This is a genomic window from Rhodanobacter sp. FW021-MT20 (genome assembly GCF_041107475.1).
Classification (GTDB): Bacteria; Pseudomonadota; Gammaproteobacteria; order Xanthomonadales; family Rhodanobacteraceae; genus Rhodanobacter_A; species Rhodanobacter_A glycinis.
This window is the reverse complement of the sequence record NZ_JBGBPX010000002.1, coordinates 433,311-452,942: the sequence shown is the minus strand read 5'-3', so window position 1 is coordinate 452,942 and position 19,632 is coordinate 433,311. Positions and strand designations below refer to the sequence as shown.

The following is a 19,632-nucleotide window of genomic DNA, read 5'->3' as shown; positions in this document are numbered from 1 at the left end:
TCCGCCAAGCGTGCACTCAGCACCGCATCCGAGGCAAGATCGCCGTCGTGTCAACCACACCAGACGCGAGAGAGCCCTCTTTTCCAGCTGACTGACATAGTTTCCTATCAAGTTCTTGCAGTAGATCCGCAATCATAGAGATTTCAGAGTCAGAGGAGCTCCATCATTGGTCATTAGGAGGCCACCTTCTGGCGAGTGACCGCTTCGGATCGACAAGCGGCCTTCGGTCGGACGGTCAACTGACTGACGATGGTAGTGCTGTATAGGGAGCTTGGTCAGGTGAGTTGGTGGAGATTGGTCAACAGGCTGGCAATCCGCGATAGGTGCCATGGCTGACGTTCTCAGCCAAAAATATGTACGTGCAGATAGCTCAGCGTTTTGTCTTGGCCTTCAACTCAGCAGCCATCCGCCGTTGCTCTGTTGGTGACATATCTGCTACCGCAAGAATGATGTCCGCGAGAGTGTCGTTATCGGCCAATAGGTAGGCCAGCGGGACGCCAAGCTCCTTGGCTAGCAGGCTTGCCGTCAGGAAGTCCGGCTCAGAAGTCCCGCGTTCGTACCTTGTAACTCTGCTGGACACGACGTCCTCCGAGAGTCCGATTCTTCTGCCAAGCTCGCGCTGGGAGATGTTCAAAGCCAAGCGACCCTTCTTCAGGCGCTTCATGAACATGCTGCGGGGATTGGGAGTTGGCATGAACCGAATAAAGCCGTTCCTGTACTTCCTTACAGAATGGCTCACTTGGTTCAAACCGTATGCTACATAAAATGTAGCTTCGTTTATGGAGATTTTTGCTGATCATGCTGACGTGCCTTCACAGGAGCGAGCGCTGGCGACGAAGCCATCGAGAGCCACCCAAGACCCAAGCTGCCGCGAGGGGCTGCGATCTTCCACATCACACGTAGTGGGATGCCGTAGACCGGCGGCTGTTCTTTCCCGGCCGGTGTGTGCAGGCAGCTCAGCGCTTTGTCTTCGCCTTCAGCTCAGCGGCCATCCGCCGCTGCTCTTCAGGCGACATGCTTGCTACTGCAAGAATGATGTCCGCCAGCGCGTCGTTATCTGCCAGTAAGTAGGCCAACGGGACGCCAAGCTCTTTGGCCAGCTTGCTTGCAGTTGCGAAGTCTGGCTCGGAAGTCCCGAGTTCGTACCTTGTAACCCTGCTGGACACGACGTCCTCCGAGAGTCCGATTCTCCTGCCAAGCTCACGCTGGGAGATGTTCAAAGCCAGGCGAGCCTTCTTCAGGCGCGTGGTGAACATGCTGCCGGGATTGGGAGGTGACATGAGCGGAAGAAAGCCATTCCTGTACTTGCCAACAGGATGGCTTGCTTAGCTCGAATCGTATGCTACATAATATGTAGCATATCCGTCTAACGGTCTTGGAGAAGGCAATGCTGAGGCGCTTCGTCCAGAACCGAAAGGCGTCACTTTGCCCGGAAAGCTACATTAAATGTAGCTTTGGATATTTCCCGCATCCCTACTCGGTGGAGATGGGGTGGTGGAGCGGGATAGCGGGGAAGGGACAACACAGACGGTGCGGAGGCGCGTGTACCACCGGTGGTGCGCCGGGACCTGCGCAAGCCGCACGCAAAACGATTTTGCCCAACGGCCTTGCCAGCTTCCGGATATGGCCGGGGCGGTAGGCGGAGAGGACTAACCAAGGGGAGGGACGCAGCATGAAGACAAGCACGCTACGCAACGCCATTTCCATCGCTTTGCTCGTCGTTGCCGCAGGCACGAGCGGGCTGGCACTGGCCGAGGAGGCCGCGACGGACACGACCGCGCCGGTCCGGACCTCGACGACCGGTCCGCAAGTAAAAACCGACTTCGATCTTCCCGCAGGCAAGCTTGCCACGGCTCTCGATGCGCTCGGTACGCAAAGCGGCCTGCAGGTGAACTATCCGCCCGCACTGGTCGCGGGCCGGCAGGGGAGGGCGGTCCACGGTCGCATGAGCTGGCGCGATGCGTTGACCCAGTTGCTCAACGGGTCGGGTCTGGACTACGCGGTGGTCGATAGCCGGACCGTGGCCATCCGGCGCGAAGCAGGGCAGGCGAGGGCGGCTGACTCCACGGCCGCTTCCCCCGCATCGGGTACGACGCACCCGACACCCCCAGTCACGAATCTGGAAAGCGTGCAGGTCACCGGCACGCGCATCCGCGGCGGCACCACGCCGTCGCCAGTCATCACCATCGGCAGTGAACAGATCCAGCAGGAAGGTTTCACGGATCTCGGCCAGGTGATTCGCAGCGTGCCGCAGAATTTCGGCGGAGGGCAGAACCCGGGAGTGATCGGTGCCGCCAGTGGCGTCGGCAACCAGAATCTTAGCGGTGGCTCCGCGTTGAACCTGCGTGGCTTGGGCGCTGACGCATCGTTGACGCTGCTTAATGGGCACCGTCTGGCCTATGACGGATTTTCCCAAGCCGTGGATATCAGTGCCATTCCGGTGGAGGCGATCGAACGCCTGGAAATCGTCCCGGATGGTGCATCGGCCATCTACGGCTCGGATGCGGTGGGCGGCGTGGCCAACGTGATCCTGAAGCCCGACTTCGACGGGGTGACCCTGGGGGCACGTTATGGCGGCGCGACTGAAGGCGGGCTGGCGACGCGGGAGTATACCGCGACCGCCGGCACCACCTGGGCGAGCGGAGGGCTGATCGCGACCCTGAAGGATACCGACGCCGATCCCATCTATGCACGTCAGCGAAATTACACCCGATACTTGTTTGAGCCGTACACGATCTACAGCGGCAGCGATTCGCGTAGCGGTCTTGTGAGTTTCCATCAGTCGATGGGCGATGTGGTTGAACTGAAGCTCGATGCGCTTAAGACCAGGCGTGATGTAACGAGCTATGCCGCCGTTCAGGCAGGGTCCTACTATCCTTCCGGATCGGAGGGTTCGATCACGCTGGTGTCGCCTAGTATCGCGTTCAGCCTTCACCATGATTGGACCCTCACTTTGAGTGGGGCATACGGCAAGGACGACGATATCTATGCGAGTCGTTTCGTGTCGTCGGCGGGGAACAATCTCCTGAGCCGGACTTGCTACTGCAACAAAAGCCGCTCCTGGGAGATTGGTGCCGAAGGCCCGCTGTTTTCGGTGGGAGGAGGGGATGCGCGCTTAGCCATTGGGGCTGGCACACGAAAGAATGAATTCCTGGCCGTGTCGTACATTTCCGGCAGCCGCTACGGTGGCGATGAGCGGGCGCGGTTTGCCTATGCCGAACTGAATGTTCCATTCGTTTCGCCTGCCTCGGGAATTCCAGGCGTCCATCGTCTGGAATTCAGCGCCGCGATGCGTGGCGAGGACTACGACAGCTTCGGTCGGGTGACCACGCCGAAATTAGGGGTGATCTACGATCCGTCCGCCGACTTCACGCTCAAGGCTTCTTGGGGGAAATCGTTTAAGGCACCGACGCTGCTGCAGCGCTACGAGAGCAAGACCGCCTACCTGTGGAGTGCACCGGCGGCGGGCGCGAATGGCGCGCCCCCCGATGCCACTGCATTGGAGTCTTATGGAGGTAACACCGACCTGCATCCAGAGCGGGCGCGTACTTGGTCGGCTTCGCTGGCCCTTCATCCGAAAACCCTACCGGGGCTGGACGCCGAGCTTACCTGGTTCAACATCGATTACTCAGACCGAGTGGTCCAACCGGTCGTTTACCAGCAGGCGTTAAGTAATCCGGCTTATGCGGACTTCGTAGATTGGTCGCCGACGCTCGAGAAGATTCAGGATCTTCTTGCTGTCTACAACAGCGTCTTCTACAACCAGTCCGGCGTTGCCTATGACCCAAGCAAGGTGGTGGCGCTCATCAGCAACCAGTATGTGAATGCGGAACGGCAACGGATCAAAGGCCTCGATCTGTCGGGTTCGTACCGCCTCGATCTTGGTGGCAATCAATTGATGGTGCGCGGATCGGCCAGCTGGCTCGACAGCGTGCAGACGACCAGTTCCGGGCAACCCGAACAGACACTCGCCGGTACCGTTTTCAATCCGGCGAGGCTCAAGGGCCGTGTCGGTGCAGTGTGGACATCGGGAGGCTTGAGCGCGTCGGGTTTCGTCAACTATATCGGCGGCGTATTAAACCGCTTCGCGCCGGTGACAGAGAAGACCGCATCGTTTACCACGCTGGATACCGCGATCAGCTACAACACCGGTGAGCATGCTGGCGTTTTCGCGGGGCTGACGATCGGATTGTCGGTGCAGAACCTGCTGAATCGCGCACCTCCACTCTATACCGCGGCAGTAGCCACCTACGTGCCATACGACGCCACCAATTACTCCGCGATCGGACGCTTCGTCAGTGTTTCGGTTTCCAAGCACTGGTAGGGGAGAGCAACATGAAACTTTTTCATCAATCGGCCCCGTGCGTGGCCGCGGTGGTACGCATGCGGCCATATGCCTCAACCAGAAAGCGCACCGCTTATTGGGTTTTGCTACTCGCACTTGTTGTGCAGGGGATGATTGCCGTTGGACCGCTACACGCGCAAACGATTTCGCCGCGGCGCTTGCTGGAGGTGACCGATCTGGGCAATCCGGTGATCTCGCCCGATGGGCGGTACGTGGCGTTTCGATCCGAGCGCGCATCGGTCGAACGCAACACGTACGACACCACGTGGTATGTACAAGCCCTGGATGGAAAATCTCTGCCGCTTCGTGTGGCGGACGGAGGTGTGCCGCTGCGCCAATATGTCAATGGACTCGTGTTGCCATCACCAGCCGTCTGGTCGCCGGATGGAAAGTGGATTTACTATCGCGCGCTCCTTAATGGCCGCGTCTCCGTCTGGCGCGCTGCGGCGGATGGTTCCGGGGCTCACGAGGTGACATCTGATCCGGCGGACGTACGGAATTTCGTGCTGAGCGACGATGGCCGAACGCTGAAGTACAGCGTCGGTGCGACACGGGAAGAGGTCAGCAACACGGAAGAAGCTGAGTACGATCACGGTATTCGTATCGACAATACAGTGGATATTGCTGCCGGGTTGTTCCGGTCGAGCAAGCTCAATGGGCGACCGACCACACAGCGGTTTCTGGGAGATTGGTTCACGACCGGCCCATTACTGGCGAAGATGCCGGACCGTTGGAAGGCCGTTGACCTGACGACGATGACGGCCAGGGACCTGCCGGTATCAGAGTCGCCGGCGCCCCCACTGACGCCGGCCGACCTTTCGCCTGATCTGCCGGCGTCACCGGTCAAGATCCTGGATGGCCTGCTGCCGCAGCGCTACCAGATAACCCGGAATCCAGGCGATGGACGTGTCGCGGTACTGCTACCTGGGCCCAAGGACAAAAAGCTGGCGGTGAGTCGATATGTCGAGCTGGCCATGCTGCCAAACAGGCATGCATCGCATCCGATCTACTGTATGGATGAGCTGTGTCGCTACAAACACATCACGGATATCCAGTGGCGACCCGGGAGCGATGAGGTCCTGTTCACGATCGACGATTATGACGAGGGGCATGCGCAGTCCATTTACGGATGGAATGTCGTAACGGGCAAGGTGCGGCCGATTGTGCTTTCCCACGGACTTGTCAGCGGAAGTCAACGCTATTGGGACATTCCCTGCGCCTTGTCGTCTGTCACACTGGTGTGCGTCGCAGCCGAGGCCGATCATCCACCGCGTCTTGAGGCGATCGATATAAAGACCAGCCATCGGCAAATCCTGTTTGCCCCGAACAAGGGGTTGGATGCAGATATTGCGGCTACGGTGCCGGCAAAACTGATCCGCTGGAAGGACGCGCAGGGGAGGGAATTCACCGGCCAGTTCTTCGAAGCGCGAGGCGCGCGTGTCGGCCATCCGCCGCCGTTGTTCGTGAATTTCTATAACTGTTATGGCTTTCTGCGCGGAGGGTTAGGCAACGAGTGGCCGTTTGCCACACTGGCCGAGGATGGCATCTCGGCGTTGTGCATCAACGCGATTCCGGAATATCGCCTTGATCCCACGGCGCGTTACGACCAAGGACGAGCGGCTGTCGACAGCGTCGTGAAGTTTCTGTCTGCCGAGGGACGCATCGATCGGACTCTTGTCGGTATGGGTGGGCTCAGCTATGGCAGCGAAGTGACATTGTGGACTCTGGCACATTCGAAGGTGGTGAGTGCTGCGTCCGTAAGTAGCCCTTCGGTGACACCAATCTATTACCTTTTCAATAGCTTGCGCGGCGCTTTCCGCTCCAGCTTTCGCAAGTCTTGGCAGCTTGGCGCACCAGACGAAACACCTAAACGTTGGAAGAAAGTGTCGCCTGCGTATCAGCTCGACAGGATCAAGGCGCCGATCCTATTCCAGATGAATGAGCAGGAATATCGGATGGCATTGGACTATGCGCTACCGCTGGAGCGCAGGCACCAGGCGGATATCTATGTGTTCCCGGATGAACCCCATATCAAGTTTCAGCCGCGACACAAGCTGGCTGTGTACGAACGCAACGTCGACTGGTTCCGCTTCTGGCTGCAGGGCTATGAAGACCCGAGTCCGGGCAAGGCCGATCAGTACCGCATATGGCGAAAAATGAGGGCGGAGACTACAAAGTCCCATTCTGGTGCTGTTGTTCATGGTGGATCATGACTTTGCTGGCGCACCCAGTTCTCGACTGCGCATAGGTCGAAAATGCGTAGAAACGAGATGTCGCGCGGCGCCAGTTTCCTTGCGAAGAAATCCGTTAGCGCGGATCGATCAATCAGGTCGTGGGCGCACAGCTGCCCATTCTCGAGGAACTGGCGCATCGCGAGCTTGTTGCGTGCGTAGACGGCGGCCAGGTAGCCAGTGTATGAACCCTTGCTGCGTCGATCGAGGATGCCGCGTGGCAGGAGGCTGGCAAAGGCATCGCGAGCGATGGCGCGATTCTGGCCGTTGTGTATCCACATCCAAGTGGGAACTTTCAGGCATGCTTCCATGACGGGTTGAGACAGCAGCGGAAAGTACATGAAACGATTTGTACGGTGAGCGCCTGCATCTCTGAATAGCTGGGTCCCGATAAGGTCGCGGATCTTTTCATGATCGCCAGGTAATGCATTAGTCGGGGCATCCAACCAGGGATGGTGTTCAGGCGTTGCTCTCAGACAGTCGGGATTGAGAAGGGTGGTGTTGGCCTTCCAGCTTATGGGTGATCTGTGTCGAAGTTTCCGGAAGACTAGTCTTCCCGCCTTCCATACTGTGCATCGATGAAGGGACGAAAGGTCTTGGATAGCGGCAATGCCGGTTTGCACACCACGTTCGATGAATGCATCCGCAGCAGGTGCTGCGGTCTTCAGGTAGCAGAAGATGCTGTCGCCGCCAGCTCCCGAAAAGAAGCTATTCACGCCATATCGATTGCTTACGTCTTCCCATGCCTCATTGATGACGTGTTGCAGAATTCCGGTCGCGGGTAAGACAGAGGAGGGCGGCACGGGAAATTCGAAACGAACATTTTCGAATCCGACTTCTACCGGGGAAAGTTTCTGATCTAGTTCGTCCGTCACCAGTTGCGCATATGGACGCTCATCCGTTCCGGGCACAGGCATGACCAGTGTGCAAAAAATGGCTCGTGATGACGTTCCGCGAAGGCACGCGGCGACGACAGATGAATCAAGTCCGCCGGATAACTCAACTACAAGTCCATCAGCCATAGCGGATAAGGCTTTGACCACGCCGGACACGGCAGCTTGGACATCTTGCGCGGCCGCATGAGGGTCTTGGTGCCGGACGCCTGATTCTACGAAGCGCCATGGCGACCATGCGGAACCGACGGAAACCTCTCTTGCTCGGCAGGCCAGCATGCTGCCAGGAAGTAATTCGTTGACATGCTTCAGTGCAGTGCGCGTCGTCTTTAGATATGGAAAATTGAGACCGTGTGCGATGAACGGCCAATTGATCTCCTTGCGATAGAGCCCAAGATCGACTGCAAGGCTGATGTCCGAAGTGATAAACCCTTCGCCATCGGCTAGCGAATAGACACATGGTACGGTGCCTGATGGGTCACGAAGCAATGTGATGGCATGGTTGTCGCCATTGGCAAGAACGGCAAGATAGTTGCCCCAGGTGTTTTGCAGCAGATGGTTGATGAGTTCGTGCGTCGGGCCATCGACATCCAGACGTTGTGGAATGGGCTGGCCGTCCTTGGTGAAAACTCGACCGATGAGCATGCCGTGCCGGGGTATGGCGAGAATAGGGACATCAGTGGAAACAAAGACCCTGAACGTGGCCGATTCAAGCTTGCAGACCATTCTCGCGACGCGTAGTAGCCTGTCCAGTCGGGGTTTGTAATCGGCATTCCGGTTCAATTTCTCGCCTAGCAAAATGATATAGCGGTGATTCATCAGACTATCCTGATGGGGACGTATGCATTCGCGTCGGTGAGTGTTTCATTCAAGGTCATCTCTCCGGCTTGTACCCAACAGTGCGCCGCGAATGGTTCCGGGGCTACACCGAAGACGATATTTGCCGGCAGTCCCCGCCGTGAAAGGAAGCGGAGCAGGGACAGGGAATCCAGAAGGCAGATCGGTTCGATGGGTACATAGCGGCGCGCACGAGCGAATTGTTCGTTTGCCCGCAGCAGATTGTCTTCAGGATCGGTAGATGCAGCGATCTCGTGTGTACCTGTTTTTCTGTCGCGGTAAGCGCCGGCTGTTTCGAGAATCGTTTTGAGTGCGCGAGTCTTCAGTTGATGGCGGACCCACCAGACGGTCGCCATGACTTCAACGACAATGGCCGCACTGAGCCGGCGATTCGAAGTTGCGGCGGGTTGCTCGATCGCGCTGCAGGTCGGGAGCTGGATGTTCGCTGTTGTGGCATGTGCTGCTGGGTCCGATGTTTCGACCAATATTTGCGCAGTTGCCAGGCTCCCCATTAGCGCAGGGGCGACATTTTCGTGTACCAGGAAGCGCCGCATGGCCTTCTCAAGCGCGCCGGTCAGTTTGAAGTACCGGTCTTGCGCGATGTCGAGAAAAATCAGGTGTCCGTCGACGTCACAGCATGAGATGTTCTCTCTGAGCCGATAGTGCATCGTCCGTTCCTCGGAATAGGGCGCGCACTGTGGTGCGCGCCCTAGAGTGATTACTCCTCGGAAATCCCGGGAATCACCGGGCCGCCGAAACCGACCGCTTCGTTGCTGCCAGGGCCGCCCTGGGTTTCGACGCTGGCGACGCCAAGCACGATGACGTCTTCCGAAGCGTTGTTGCGGATGTTCTCGTTCGTGTTCATCACAATCTCCTGCGTTTGCGTCATGGCTGTCCCATGACGCAGCCACCGTAGGAGTCGCAATTTTTGATCTTCAAATGATTATTGCGTTGTCACCCGGTGATTATTTCGGGAGTGTGATGGCTGTCACGTTGTGCCGGACTTTGCTGTAACGCTTTTTTGCCGGCGCGCGCTAGTGAAGGTGATCGCTGCGCTCGTTCAGCAGCGCCACGATGCACGGGACAAGTTGTTTGCGGCGTTCGTGGTAGTCGTGCAGTGCGGCTTTCAAGGCTGGCATGTCGCGCGCCTGCCAATGCCGGTTCAACTGCGCCAGCTCTTTGCCGCGGTGCTCGATCAATCCCAGTTTGGACCGGCGTATCGGCGCTAGCCGGTCGTTGGCCTGCTTCACGGCTTGCTGCAGGGACCGGTGGGCTGTGGCGCGGGCGATGGCGTCGAATAGTTGCCACGTCTGCTTGGGCAGGTCGTCGTCGGATGCAGGCTCCAGCGGCTCTGCCTTGCGGGCCGCTGGTGTTGCGCCGATGTCGCATGCCATCAGCAACAGGCGCTCCATCCAGTCGTAGAGGTCGCGCATGGCCACTTCAGTGAGCAGTGGGACGTGCAGTCCGCCGCGGGCTTGGTCGACGACCAGGGCTTCGCCGACCAAGCGGTAAAGGGCGAATCGAACCGGCGTGGGACTGGTGTTGAACTCGGCGGCGAGTGTGGCCGGATCGATTCGCTGCCCGGGTGCGTAATGTCCTGATCGCAGTGCGCGCCGGACCTGTCGATACACGAATGCACTCTTGGAGTGGGTCGCATCCATAGCTGATCCCCCTGTTTTGGATGGTGCCTCCTGAGCCGGATGGTACAAGCATGAGGTAGCTGGATCGGGCGCAATCTCTCAAAACAGAAAATATTTTGTCAGCTTTTTGTATTGCATCTCGAGTGCTGGAACGTAACGCGTCGACTGTTGGCCCGGTGCCTGACACGTTGCAGCCTATAGCGGTGTGAACAGTTCGCGCAGATCGCTCTCGTCGAGCCGCAGCCGTGTGCTTGCGCCACCGTTGTCGAGCACGGCCTGGGCCAGGTTGGCTTTGCGCGCTTGCAGGGCTTGGATCTTTTCTTCGACGGAGCCGGCGCAGATTAGGTGGTAGACGAAGACGAATTTGTCCTGGCCGCTGCGGTGGGCGCGGTCTGTGGCTAGGGTCACGACGGCTGGATTCCATCGTCGGTCGTAGTGGGTCACGGTGTCGGCGGCAGTGAGGTTCAGGCCTACGCTGCCGACTCAGGGAAGATCGGGGATGGTGGTATGTCGTCGCATCTGGATGCGCTTGACCCATGCGTTACCTCTGGTCGCAGAGTGGGTGGTTGCTTGTGAGCCTTGGTGCTTTGCTCCGGGCCACGAAACCGCGACAATGAATGGGATACGTGCGAACCGGTCACATGAGGCGGTCCACATATTTCTTGCGTCGCGTGGCCTTGTTTCCCGCCAGCGCAGCACCACTTCTCCCCGAATCTCCAAAGGGTCAACGCACCATGTCCAACACCCCCAAGATCATCTACACGTTGACTGACGAAGCGCCGTTCCTTGCCACGCAGTCGCTGTTGCCGGTTGTCGAGGCGTTCGTGCGCACCGCCGGCATCGCGATGGAGACGCGCGACATTTCCCTGTCCGGGCGCATCCTGTCGCAGTTCCCCGACTGCCTGAAGGACGGGCAGAAGGTGGCCGATGACCTGGCCGAGCTGGGCCAGTTGGCCACCACGCCGGAGGCCAACATCATCAAGCTGCCGAACATCAGCGCCTCGTTGCCGCAGATGAAGGCGGCGATCAAGGAACTGCAGGGCAAGGGCTTCGCGCTGCCGGAGTATCCGGACGAGCCGAAGGACGACAAGGAAAAGGACGTCAAGGCACGCTATGACCGCGTCAAGGGCAGCGCGGTGAATCCGGTGCTGCGCGAAGGCAATTCCGATCGTCGCGCGCCGCTGTCGGTGAAGCATTACGCGCGCAAGCATCCGCACAAGATGGGCGCGTGGAGCGCGGATTCGAAGACCCACGTGGCGCACATGGACGCCGGCGATTTCTACGGCACCGAGAAGTCGGCGCTGGTCGACAAGGCCGGCAACGTGCGCATCGAGTGGTTCGGCAAGGACGGCAGCCATGCCGTACTGAAGGAAAAGACCGCAGTCAGCGACGGCGAGATCATCGACGCGGCGGTGATGAGCCGCAAGGCGCTGGCCGCTTTCGTCGACGCGCAGATCGCCGACGCGAAGCAGCAGGGCGTGCTGTTCTCGCTGCACCTGAAGGCGACCATGATGAAGGTCTCCGACCCGATCATGTTCGGCGTCGCGGTGGGCGAGTTCTACAAGGATGCGCTGGGCAAGCACGCTGCTGCGCTGAAGCAGGCCGGCTTCAACCCGAACAATGGCATCGGCGACCTGTACGCGCGTATCGCCACGTTGCCGGAAGCGGAGCAGGCGGCGATCGAGGCCGACATCGCGGCGGAATATGCGAAGCGCCCGGCGCTGGCAATGGTGAATTCCGACAAGGGCATCACCAACCTGCACGTGCCGAGCGACGTCATCATCGACGCCTCGATGCCGGCGATGATCCGCGACTCCGGCAAGATGTGGAACGCCGAAGGCAAGCTGCAGGACGTCAAGGCGCTGATCCCGGATCGCAGCTATGCCGGCGTCTACCAGGCGGTGATCGAGGACTGCAAGGCGCACGGCGCGTTCGATCCGGCGACCATGGGCAGCGTGCCGAATGTCGGCCTGATGGCGCAGAAGGCCGAGGAATACGGCAGCCATGACAAGACCTTCCAGATCGCCGCCGACGGCGTGGTCAAGGTCACCGACGAGGCCGGCAAGGTGCTGTTGCAGCACGATGTGGAAGCCGGCGACATCTGGCGCATGTGCGAAACCAAGGATGCGCCAATCCAGGATTGGGTGAAGCTGGCGGTGAGCCGCGCGCGTCACACCCCGGCGGTGTTCTGGCTCGATCCGCAGCGTGCGCACGACGCCCAGATCATCAAGAAGGTCGAGCGCTATTTGAAGGATCACGACACCAGCGGCCTGGACATCCGCATCATGGATCCGGTGGCGGCCACCACGTTCTCGCTGGAGCGCATCCGCCAGGGCCTGGACACCATCTCGGTCACCGGCAACGTGCTGCGCGATTACCTCACCGACCTGTTCCCGATCATGGAGCTGGGCACCAGCGCGAAGATGCTTTCCATTGTGCCGTTGATGGCCGGTGGTGGCCTGTTCGAGACCGGTGCCGGCGGCAGCGCGCCCAAGCACGTGCAGCAGTTCCTGGAAGAGAACCACCTGCGCTGGGATTCGCTGGGCGAATTCCTGGCGCTGGCCGCCTCGTTGGAACACCTCGCCAGCCGCTACGACCACGCCGGTGCCAGCGTGCTGGCCAAAACCCTGGACCAGGCCAACGGCAAGTTCCTGGACAGCAACAAGTCGCCCTCGCGCAAGGCCGGTGAGCTGGACAACCGCGGCAGCCACTTCTACCTCACCCTGTACTGGGCGCAGGCGCTGGCCTCGCAGGACAGCCACGCCGAGATGAAGGCGACGTTCGCGCCGCTGGCCAAGGCGCTGACCGAGAACGAGGCAACCATCGTCGACGAACTCAACAAGGTGCAGGGCAAACCGGTGGATATCGACGGCTACTATCGCCCGGACATCGCCAAGGTGAGCGCGGCGATGCGCCCGAGCAAGATGTTCAACGATGCGCTGGCGGCGTTGAAAACGGGCGCCTGATCGGCGTATCGGGGCAAGCGACACAGGGCGTTGCGGCGCCCCGTGTCGCCTGTGGTGACCGGCGAGCGAAGTCCTGAGCAGCGACAAGGTTCGGCCGATACCTCACCGTTCGCCCTGGGCGCAGGTCCATAGGGCCGGAGTCGAAGGGTGATCGTCTGTGGACACTGCGCAAGCTACGCTCAGTGCGAACGGTCTTTTTTGCTGAGCTTCGTCGCTGATCGGGGGCGAGGTTCCGCGATGGCAGGCAGGCTGGCCATATCCGAGTCATCTGCCCGGCGGGAAAATGAGCCACTTCCCGAAGGAGTGCAATGATGCGCCTGCAAGCCGGAATCCTGCTGTTCGCACTGGGCGTGCTGTCGCCGGCGTTTGCCCAGTCGACGGCCGGCTCCGTACCACCACTGCCGCCACCACCAGCGAACGTGCCGCTGCTGGCACCGGTGGTGGTCAGTGGCGTGGTGCCGGGGCCGGGCTTGTGGAGGGTGAGCAAGGATGGCCACGTGCTGTGGGTACTGGGCACGCTGTCGCCGCTGCCGCGCGACATGCAGTGGGAATCGCACGATCTTGACCGGGTGATCGGCCAGTCGCAGCAGGTGCTGCTGCAGCCGAAGATCAAGCTGAAGGCGGACATCGGTTTTTTCGGAAAACTTTTCCTGCTGCCCTCGGCCTACGGCGCGCGCAAGAATCCCGACGGCAAGAAGCTGGACCAGGTGATGGACGCGTCGACCTACGCGCGCTGGCAGGTGCTCAAGCAGAAGTACATCGGCCGGGATCGCGGCATCGAGCGCTGGCGTCCGTTGTTCGCGGCGCAGGAGTTGTACAAGAAGGCGCTGAAGGCGAACGGCCTGAATACCAGCGGCGGCGTGCCGGGCACGGTGGAGGCGCTGGCAAAGCGCTACGGTGTGCAGGAAACCCCGGTCGACTATCACGTGGAGATCAAGCACCCGCGCGATGCGATCAAGGCATTCAAGGCCGCGGCACCCAGCGACCTGAAGTGCTTCAGCCGCACGCTGGACAGCGTCGAGCACGACCTGCCGGAAATGACCGAACGCGCCAATGCCTGGGCCATCGGTGACCTGGCCACATTGCGTGCGCTGCCCGACAGTCACCGCCGCGATGCCTGCGTCAGTGCAATCACGAATGCCGGCTTCGCCCATCAGCTCGGCCTCGATGACGTGTCCGAACAACTGGAGGCCAAGTGGCTGGCGACGGCGCGCGCTGCGCTGGCGAACGACCGCACCAGCTTCGCGATGCTGCCGATGGGCGAATTGCTGTCGCCCACGGGCTATCTCGCCAAACTGCAGGCGCAGGGCTACACCGTGGAATCGCCCGAGCAGCAAGACGCGGCGCCGGCCACCGCAGGCAGTGTGCCGACGCCGGCCGTGGCAGGCAGTACGGCGGCGCAGTGATCGGCTTGCGCCTGCTTGCCGCTGCCATGACTTTGCCCTTGTCGCGGCCGCAAAAGCCCAGCGTCATGTTGCAGGCTGCACTGATTCGAATCCTTTGCTCATGGAGTCCTGTGCATGCATCGTCGTGACTTGATCAAGGCCAGCCTGCTGGGTGCCGCGGCACTCGTTGTCCGCCCCCGCTTTGCGATGGCTGGCGAAACGGAAGCCATCGCCGGCGAGCTGGCCACGCTGGAACGCCAGCATGGCGGTCGGCTGGGCGTGGCCATGCTGGACATCGGCAGTGGTCGGCACGCGGGTCATCGCGCGGGCGAGCGCTTCCTGTTGTGCAGCACCGGCAAATTGCTGGTGGTGGGCGCGGTGCTGGCGCGGGTGGATCGTGGCGAGGAGCAACTGTCCCGCCGCATCGTGTTCGGCCCCGACGTCATCCTCGAATGGGCTCCGGTCACCCGCAAACACGTGGGCGCGCCGGGCATGACCGTGGCCGAGCTTTGCCACGCCGCGTTGACCATCAGTGACAACACCGCGATGAACCTGTTGCTGAAGGGCATGGGCGGCCCCGTAGCGGCGACGCGCTTCGTGCGCAGTCTGGGCGACGACATCACCCGGCTGGATCGCCACGAATCCGAACTCAACGTGCCTGACAAGGATCTCGACACCACCACGCCGGAGGCGATGCTGGCGAGCATGCGCAAGCTGTTGCTTGGGAATGTGCTGTCCGCGTCGTCGCGCGCGCAATTGATCGACTGGCTGCGCCACAACACCACCGGCGAAACACAACTGCGCGCCGGCATGCCGGCAAACTGGCAGGTGGGCGACAAGACCGGTAGCGGCCACACCCAGACCAACGACGTGGCGATCGCCTGGCCGCCGGGGCGGCAACCATTGCTGGTCACGGCGTATTACGAAGGCCCGGCGGACCAGGGCGACATGCGCAAAGCGGTACTGGCGCACGTCGGCAAGCTGGCAGCACGGATGGAATAAAAGCCTGCTCGAAATCGCGCTGTCGAACAGGAGCCTCGCATGCGTTCCCGCTCGTCATTCCTGCTTTCGCACACTGCTGTCCGGAATAATCCTGGGATGTCGTTCGAGAGTGAATACCCGCGCCGTTTGCGCGAGATGCAACAAGGGGGCGACTCCATTTCTGGCAGCGACCACCTCTCCGGCTCGTCATCCCGGCGCAGGCCGGGATCCAGTAGCGATCACGCCTGTCCAAGCCATACGGCTACTGGATTCCGGCCTGCGCCGGAATGACGAGCGAGGGTGCGGTATCGATACAAGTCATGTGGAACCACAGGGCTCAAAATTATTCCGGACAACAGTGTGCTTTCGCAGGAATGACGCTTCAGTAGGGAAGCTTGGAGGTTTTGAGCAGGCTCCAAGGCTCGGCCATCCTGCAGGCAGAAGCCTGGTGGCTCTCGTCGGCCGGGCTCACGCCGCGCTGGCACGATCCAGCGTGGCGATCTCCTCGGTACCGAGCTTGAGCTCGGCCGCGGCCAGCAGTTCGCGCAATTGCTCCACGCTGGTGGCGCTGGCAATCGGTGCGGTGAGACCTGGGCGCGCCATCATCCACGCCAGCGCCACCTGCGCCGGTGTGGCGTGGTGCGCGGTGGCGATCTGGTCCAGTGCGGCGAGCACGCCGAGACCCTTGGGGTTGAGGAATTTTTTGACCGCGCCACCACGGGCGGAGCTCTTGGCCAGATCGGCCTCGCTGCGGTACTTGCCGGTGAGGAAGCCGCTGGCCAGCGCGTAGTAAGGAATCACGCCGAGGTTCTCGCGACGTGCCAGCGGTTCCAACTCGGCTTCATAGCCGGCGCGGCTGACCAGGTTGTATTCCGGCTGCACGGTTTCGTAGCGCGGCAGGTGGTGCTGCTTCGACACGGCAAGCGCGTCGGCGAGCCGGTCGGCGCTGTAGTTGGACGCACCGATGACGCGCACCTTGCCTTCCTCGATCAACCGTCCGAACGCGCCCAGCGTGTCGGCCAGCGGCACGCTGGCGTCGTCTTCGTGCGCCTGGTAGAGGTCGATGTGGTCGGTCTGCAGGCGCTTCAGCGAACCTTCCACCGCCTGGCGGATGTTCATCGGCGACAGCCCGGGATGCTCGGCCCATTTGGCCACCTTGGTGGCGATCACCACCTTGTCGCGGCGACCGTCGCCCTGCGCCAGCCACTTGCCGATGATGGTTTCCGACTCGCCGCCGCGATTGCCCGGCACCCAGGCCGAATAGACGTCTGCGGTGTCGACCAGGTTGAAGCCGGCATCGACGAAAGTGTCGAGCAATTCGAACGAGCGCTTTTCGTCGGCGCTCCAGCCGAACACGTTGCCGCCGAAGGCAAGCGGGGCGACGGAAAGTGGCGAGTTGCCAAGGGGGCGAATGTGCACGGGATACCTCGGATGACGGGAGACGGGAGACGGGAGACGGGAAGTCTGCACGCGTCTGGGCAAACGGCACGTGACGTATCCGAAGTGGCTGCGTGTCGGCGGGATTCAAGCCCGCCAGGTTTCCATGCGGCGCTCAGCGCGGCCCCATGATGCGTGGCCACACGGTCGCGCAGCAGGCCGCTGCGGCCCGCCTGGCCTTGCGGCCGTGCTTGTCCGGTTGCTGTGCCGATGGCGCATCCGGGCGCCAATCCAGGTTTTCCTTGCGCAACATGTGACCGTGCAGGAACAGCAGATCTTTCCAGAGCGAGAACATGGGGGCCTCCTGAAGGAGTGCATGGACTTGGGGTGTGCTCAAGGTACGCGCGTCGGAAGCCGCCAAAAAGCGATATATTCGCAAGCCAGACTTGAGGGATATTCAAGATGGGCAAATTGCCGTTGGGGCTGTTGCAGCAGTTCGTGCTGGTGGCGCGCACGGGCAATCTGTCGCGTGCGGCGGAGCAGGCCAATCTCACCGTCAGTGCGTTGAGTCACCAGATCCGCCAACTTGAAGAACGGCTGGAGCGACGCCTGTTCGAGCGCGGTCCGCGCGGGGTGACGCTGACGGTGGAAGGCTGCAGCCTGCTCGATGCGGTCGGCGAACATTTCGACGGCATCGAGCATGCGTTGTCGCGCTACCGCAAGCGACGCCACGGCGCGCTCACGCTCAGCGCCAGCCCGGGCATCATGTCGAGCTGGCTGATGCCGCGCCTGCCGCGACTGGTGGCGGCGCATCCGGAGCTGGAGTTGAGTTTCCAGTCCACCTCCGCGCTGGTGCAGTTCGATCGCGAGCCGGTGGATTGCGCGTTGCGCTACGGCCGCGGTCAGTGGGAAGGATTGGCGTGCGAGCGCCTGTTCGGCGAATGGCTCGCACCGGTGGCCGCACCGGAGTTGGTGGCGCGGATGAGTGGCGCCAGCCAGGACGATCTCACCGGCTGGCCGTTGCTGGGTGATCCGAACCCGGCCAATCGCTGGCTGGACTGGTTCAAGCGTTTCGGCGGCACCCCACCCAAGCGTTATGTGGCCAGTTTCGACAGCGTGGATGCGGCCCGCCATGCCGCGATCGAGGGTCTTGGCGTGGGGCTGGGACGGATGGTGACTTCGAAGTCGCTGCTCGACGCCGGTCGCCTGCGCGTGTTGGGACGGCACTACATTCGCGTGCCCGAGGCGTACTGGCTGGTCTATCCGCCGCGCTCGCAGGATCACCCCGGCCTGCAACTGTTTCGCGCGTGGCTGCATGCCGAGGCGAACGATTATTGTCGCCAGTTGCCGGTGCTGCAGGAGGATGCGGCGTTGGAAGGTTGAGGCTCTTGGCGCGCTGGGTGCAATGCTCCGAACTCTGCAGAATCGTCATCCCAGCGAAAGCTGGGATCCAGTGATTCCAGCTCTGAAACGCACAAAGGCGCTGGATTCCAGCTTTCGCTGGAATGACGAGCTCTCGGGGTGTTGCCAAAGTTTGGAGCATTGCTGCGCGCAGGAGGAGGTTGGGAGGGGGTAGGCGGGCTTGCCGCGAGGTTGGCTGACCCCTCCCCAACCCTCCCCTGCGAACAGGGAAGGGAGAAAAGCCGGGTGTCCGATGCGGGGTGCTTTACCGGCCAGCGGCGCCGGGACTCCATGCTGTCAACGGTTTCGCAAATGACGACGACGCGCCATCATCACGGGCATTCATTCGTCGATGCGAGGAAACCACCATGAAATCACGTGCCGCCGTTGCCTGGGGAGCGGGCCAGCCGCTGTCGATCGAGGAGGTGGATGTCGAGGGGCCGAGGGCGGGCGAGGTGCTGGTTCGCATCGTCGCCACCGGCGTCTGCCACACCGATGCGTTCACGCTCTCGGGTGACGATCCGGAAGGCGCCTTCCCGGTGATTCTCGGCCACGAAGGCGGTGGCATCGTCGAGGAAGTGGGCGCTGGCGTCACCACGCTGAAGCCGGGTGACCACGTGATTCCGCTGTACACGCCCGAGTGCGGCCAGTGCGAATACTGCCGCTCCGGCAAGACCAACCTGTGCCAGGCGATCCGCAGCACCCAAGGCAAGGGCCTGATGCCGGATGGCACCTCGCGCTTTTCGTGTCGCGGCAAGCCGATCCTGCATTACATGGGCACCAGCACCTTCAGCGAATACACGGTGCTGCCGGAGATCGCGCTGGCGAAGATCAATCCCGCCGCGCCGCTGGAGAAGGTGTGCCTGCTCGGCTGCGGCATCACCACCGGCATTGGCGCGGTGCTGAACACGGCCAAGGTCGAGCCGGGCGCCAGCGTGGCGGTGTTCGGGTTGGGCGGCATCGGGCTGTCGGTGGTGCAGGGCGCGGTGATGGCCAAGGCCGGCCGCATCATCGTGATCGATACCAACCCGTCCAAGTTCGAGATGGCCAAGGCGCTGGGCGCCACCGATTGCGTCAACCCGAAGGATCATCCGGACACGCCGATCCAGGACGTGATCGTGGAGCTGACCGGCGGTGGCGTCGACTATTCGTTCGAATGCATCGGCAACGTCAACGTGATGCGCTCGGCACTGGAGTGCTGCCACAAGGGCTGGGGCGAGTCGGTCATCATCGGCGTGGCCGGCGCCGGGCAGGAAATCCACACGCGGCCGTTCCAACTGGTCACCGGACGGGTCTGGCGTGGTTCGGCCTTCGGCGGGGTGAAGGGGCGTTCGCAGTTGCCCGGTTACGTCGACCGCTACATGGCCGGTGACATCCACATCGACGAAATGATCAGCAAGGTGCTGCCGCTGGAACGCATCAACGAGGCGTTCGAGCTGATGCACGATGGCAAGGCGATCCGCTCGGTGATCCACTACTGATTCGCGGGCCGGGCCTCGGCGCATGCCCGGGGCCCGCTGGGAAATATCCCAAAAAGGGTTCCGGCGTGCCCCTCGCCGCCGCGCGACGGGCGTGC

15 protein-coding genes and 1 pseudogene are annotated in these 19,632 nt (G+C 61.5%); 7 read left to right on the top strand and 9 right to left on the bottom strand.

The features are described 5' to 3' along the window. Positions 1 to 370: 370 nt before the first annotated feature. Positions 371 to 664 (bottom strand): helix-turn-helix domain-containing protein, encoded by a 294-nt coding sequence (locus tag AB7849_RS04880; RefSeq protein WP_237711940.1) that lies wholly within the window; start codon positions 662 to 664, stop codon positions 371 to 373. Positions 665 to 956: 292 nt separating this feature from the next. Then, the gene (locus tag AB7849_RS04875) at positions 957 to 1,256 is read right to left on the bottom strand and encodes a helix-turn-helix domain-containing protein (RefSeq protein WP_008216307.1); all 300 of its coding nucleotides are present in this window, start codon (positions 1,254 to 1,256) and stop codon (positions 957 to 959) included. A gap of 416 nt (positions 1,257 to 1,672) precedes the next feature. On the opposite strand from AB7849_RS04875, the gene AB7849_RS04870 reads away from it, so the two are divergent. Together AB7849_RS04870 and AB7849_RS04865 are read left to right on the top strand one after the other, a co-directional pair. Continuing rightward, entirely contained in the window at positions 1,673 to 4,324 is a 2,652-nt protein-coding gene (locus tag AB7849_RS04870) for a TonB-dependent receptor (protein ID WP_008216306.1), read from the top strand. 11 nt (positions 4,325 to 4,335) lie between these two features. Beyond that, a complete protein-coding gene (locus AB7849_RS04865; protein ID WP_037102302.1) occupies positions 4,336 to 6,558 on the top strand; it encodes an Atxe2 family lasso peptide isopeptidase in 2,223 nt (740 codons plus the stop codon). Here the strand turns inward: AB7849_RS04865 and AB7849_RS04860 are convergent. The 5 genes and pseudogenes from AB7849_RS04860 to AB7849_RS04840 form a co-directional block, all read right to left on the bottom strand. After that, the gene (locus AB7849_RS04860) at positions 6,543 to 8,288 is read right to left on the bottom strand and encodes an asparagine synthase-related protein (protein WP_037102299.1); all 1,746 of its coding nucleotides are present in this window, start codon (positions 8,286 to 8,288) and stop codon (positions 6,543 to 6,545) included. The two genes, AB7849_RS04865 and AB7849_RS04860, sit on opposite strands and share 16 nt — an antisense overlap. Beyond that, complete coding sequence (locus AB7849_RS04855; RefSeq protein WP_008216298.1) at positions 8,288 to 8,974, bottom strand: lasso peptide biosynthesis B2 protein; 687 nt, start codon at positions 8,972 to 8,974, stop codon at positions 8,288 to 8,290. Before AB7849_RS04855 ends, AB7849_RS04860 begins: the two co-directional genes overlap by 1 nt. A 50-nt stretch (positions 8,975 to 9,024) precedes the next feature. Continuing rightward, complete coding sequence (locus AB7849_RS04850) at positions 9,025 to 9,171, bottom strand: benenodin family lasso peptide (protein WP_157618215.1); 147 nt, start codon at positions 9,169 to 9,171, stop codon at positions 9,025 to 9,027. Positions 9,172 to 9,340: 169 nt separating this feature from the next. After that, complete coding sequence (locus AB7849_RS04845; protein ID WP_369500662.1) at positions 9,341 to 9,967, bottom strand: GntR family transcriptional regulator; 627 nt, start codon at positions 9,965 to 9,967, stop codon at positions 9,341 to 9,343. A 174-nt stretch (positions 9,968 to 10,141) separates the two neighbouring features. After that, positions 10,142 to 10,426 (bottom strand): annotated as a pseudogene (locus tag AB7849_RS04840) (DEAD/DEAH box helicase); the annotation flags it as partial. A gap of 254 nt (positions 10,427 to 10,680) precedes the next feature. On the opposite strand from AB7849_RS04840, the gene AB7849_RS04835 reads away from it, so the two are divergent. The 3 genes from AB7849_RS04835 to bla all read left to right on the top strand — a co-directional run bounded on the left by AB7849_RS04835 (position 10,681) and on the right by bla (position 15,299). Further along, a complete protein-coding gene (locus tag AB7849_RS04835) occupies positions 10,681 to 12,912 on the top strand; it encodes an NADP-dependent isocitrate dehydrogenase (RefSeq protein WP_008216292.1) in 2,232 nt (743 codons plus the stop codon). A 311-nt stretch (positions 12,913 to 13,223) separates the two neighbouring features. Then, on the top strand, positions 13,224 to 14,318 hold the full coding sequence (locus AB7849_RS04830) for a TraB/GumN family protein (protein WP_157618214.1): 1,095 nt from the start codon (positions 13,224 to 13,226) through the stop codon (positions 14,316 to 14,318). 114 nt (positions 14,319 to 14,432) lie between these two features. Then, the gene (bla, locus tag AB7849_RS04825) at positions 14,433 to 15,299 is read left to right on the top strand and encodes a class A beta-lactamase (RefSeq protein WP_008216290.1); all 867 of its coding nucleotides are present in this window, start codon (positions 14,433 to 14,435) and stop codon (positions 15,297 to 15,299) included. Between the two features lie 447 nt (positions 15,300 to 15,746). Here bla and AB7849_RS04820 read toward each other — a convergent pair whose 3' ends face one another. Both AB7849_RS04820 and AB7849_RS04815 read right to left on the bottom strand, forming a co-directional pair. After that, a complete protein-coding gene (locus AB7849_RS04820) occupies positions 15,747 to 16,697 on the bottom strand; it encodes an aldo/keto reductase (protein ID WP_008208329.1) in 951 nt (316 codons plus the stop codon). 133 nt (positions 16,698 to 16,830) lie between these two features. Continuing rightward, on the bottom strand, positions 16,831 to 17,010 hold the full coding sequence (locus AB7849_RS04815) for a hypothetical protein (RefSeq protein ID WP_037098260.1): 180 nt from the start codon (positions 17,008 to 17,010) through the stop codon (positions 16,831 to 16,833). Positions 17,011 to 17,117: 107 nt separating this feature from the next. Between AB7849_RS04815 and AB7849_RS04810 the strand changes: the two genes are divergently transcribed. Next, positions 17,118 to 18,038 carry a LysR substrate-binding domain-containing protein gene (locus AB7849_RS04810; protein WP_008208327.1) on the top strand — a complete coding sequence of 307 codons (921 nt, stop codon included), beginning with the start codon at positions 17,118 to 17,120 and terminating at the stop codon, positions 18,036 to 18,038. A gap of 386 nt (positions 18,039 to 18,424) precedes the next feature. Beyond that, positions 18,425 to 19,537, top strand: coding sequence for an S-(hydroxymethyl)glutathione dehydrogenase/class III alcohol dehydrogenase (locus AB7849_RS04805; RefSeq protein WP_008208325.1), 1,113 nt, complete (start codon positions 18,425 to 18,427; stop codon positions 19,535 to 19,537). Positions 19,538 to 19,632 lie beyond the last annotated feature (95 nt).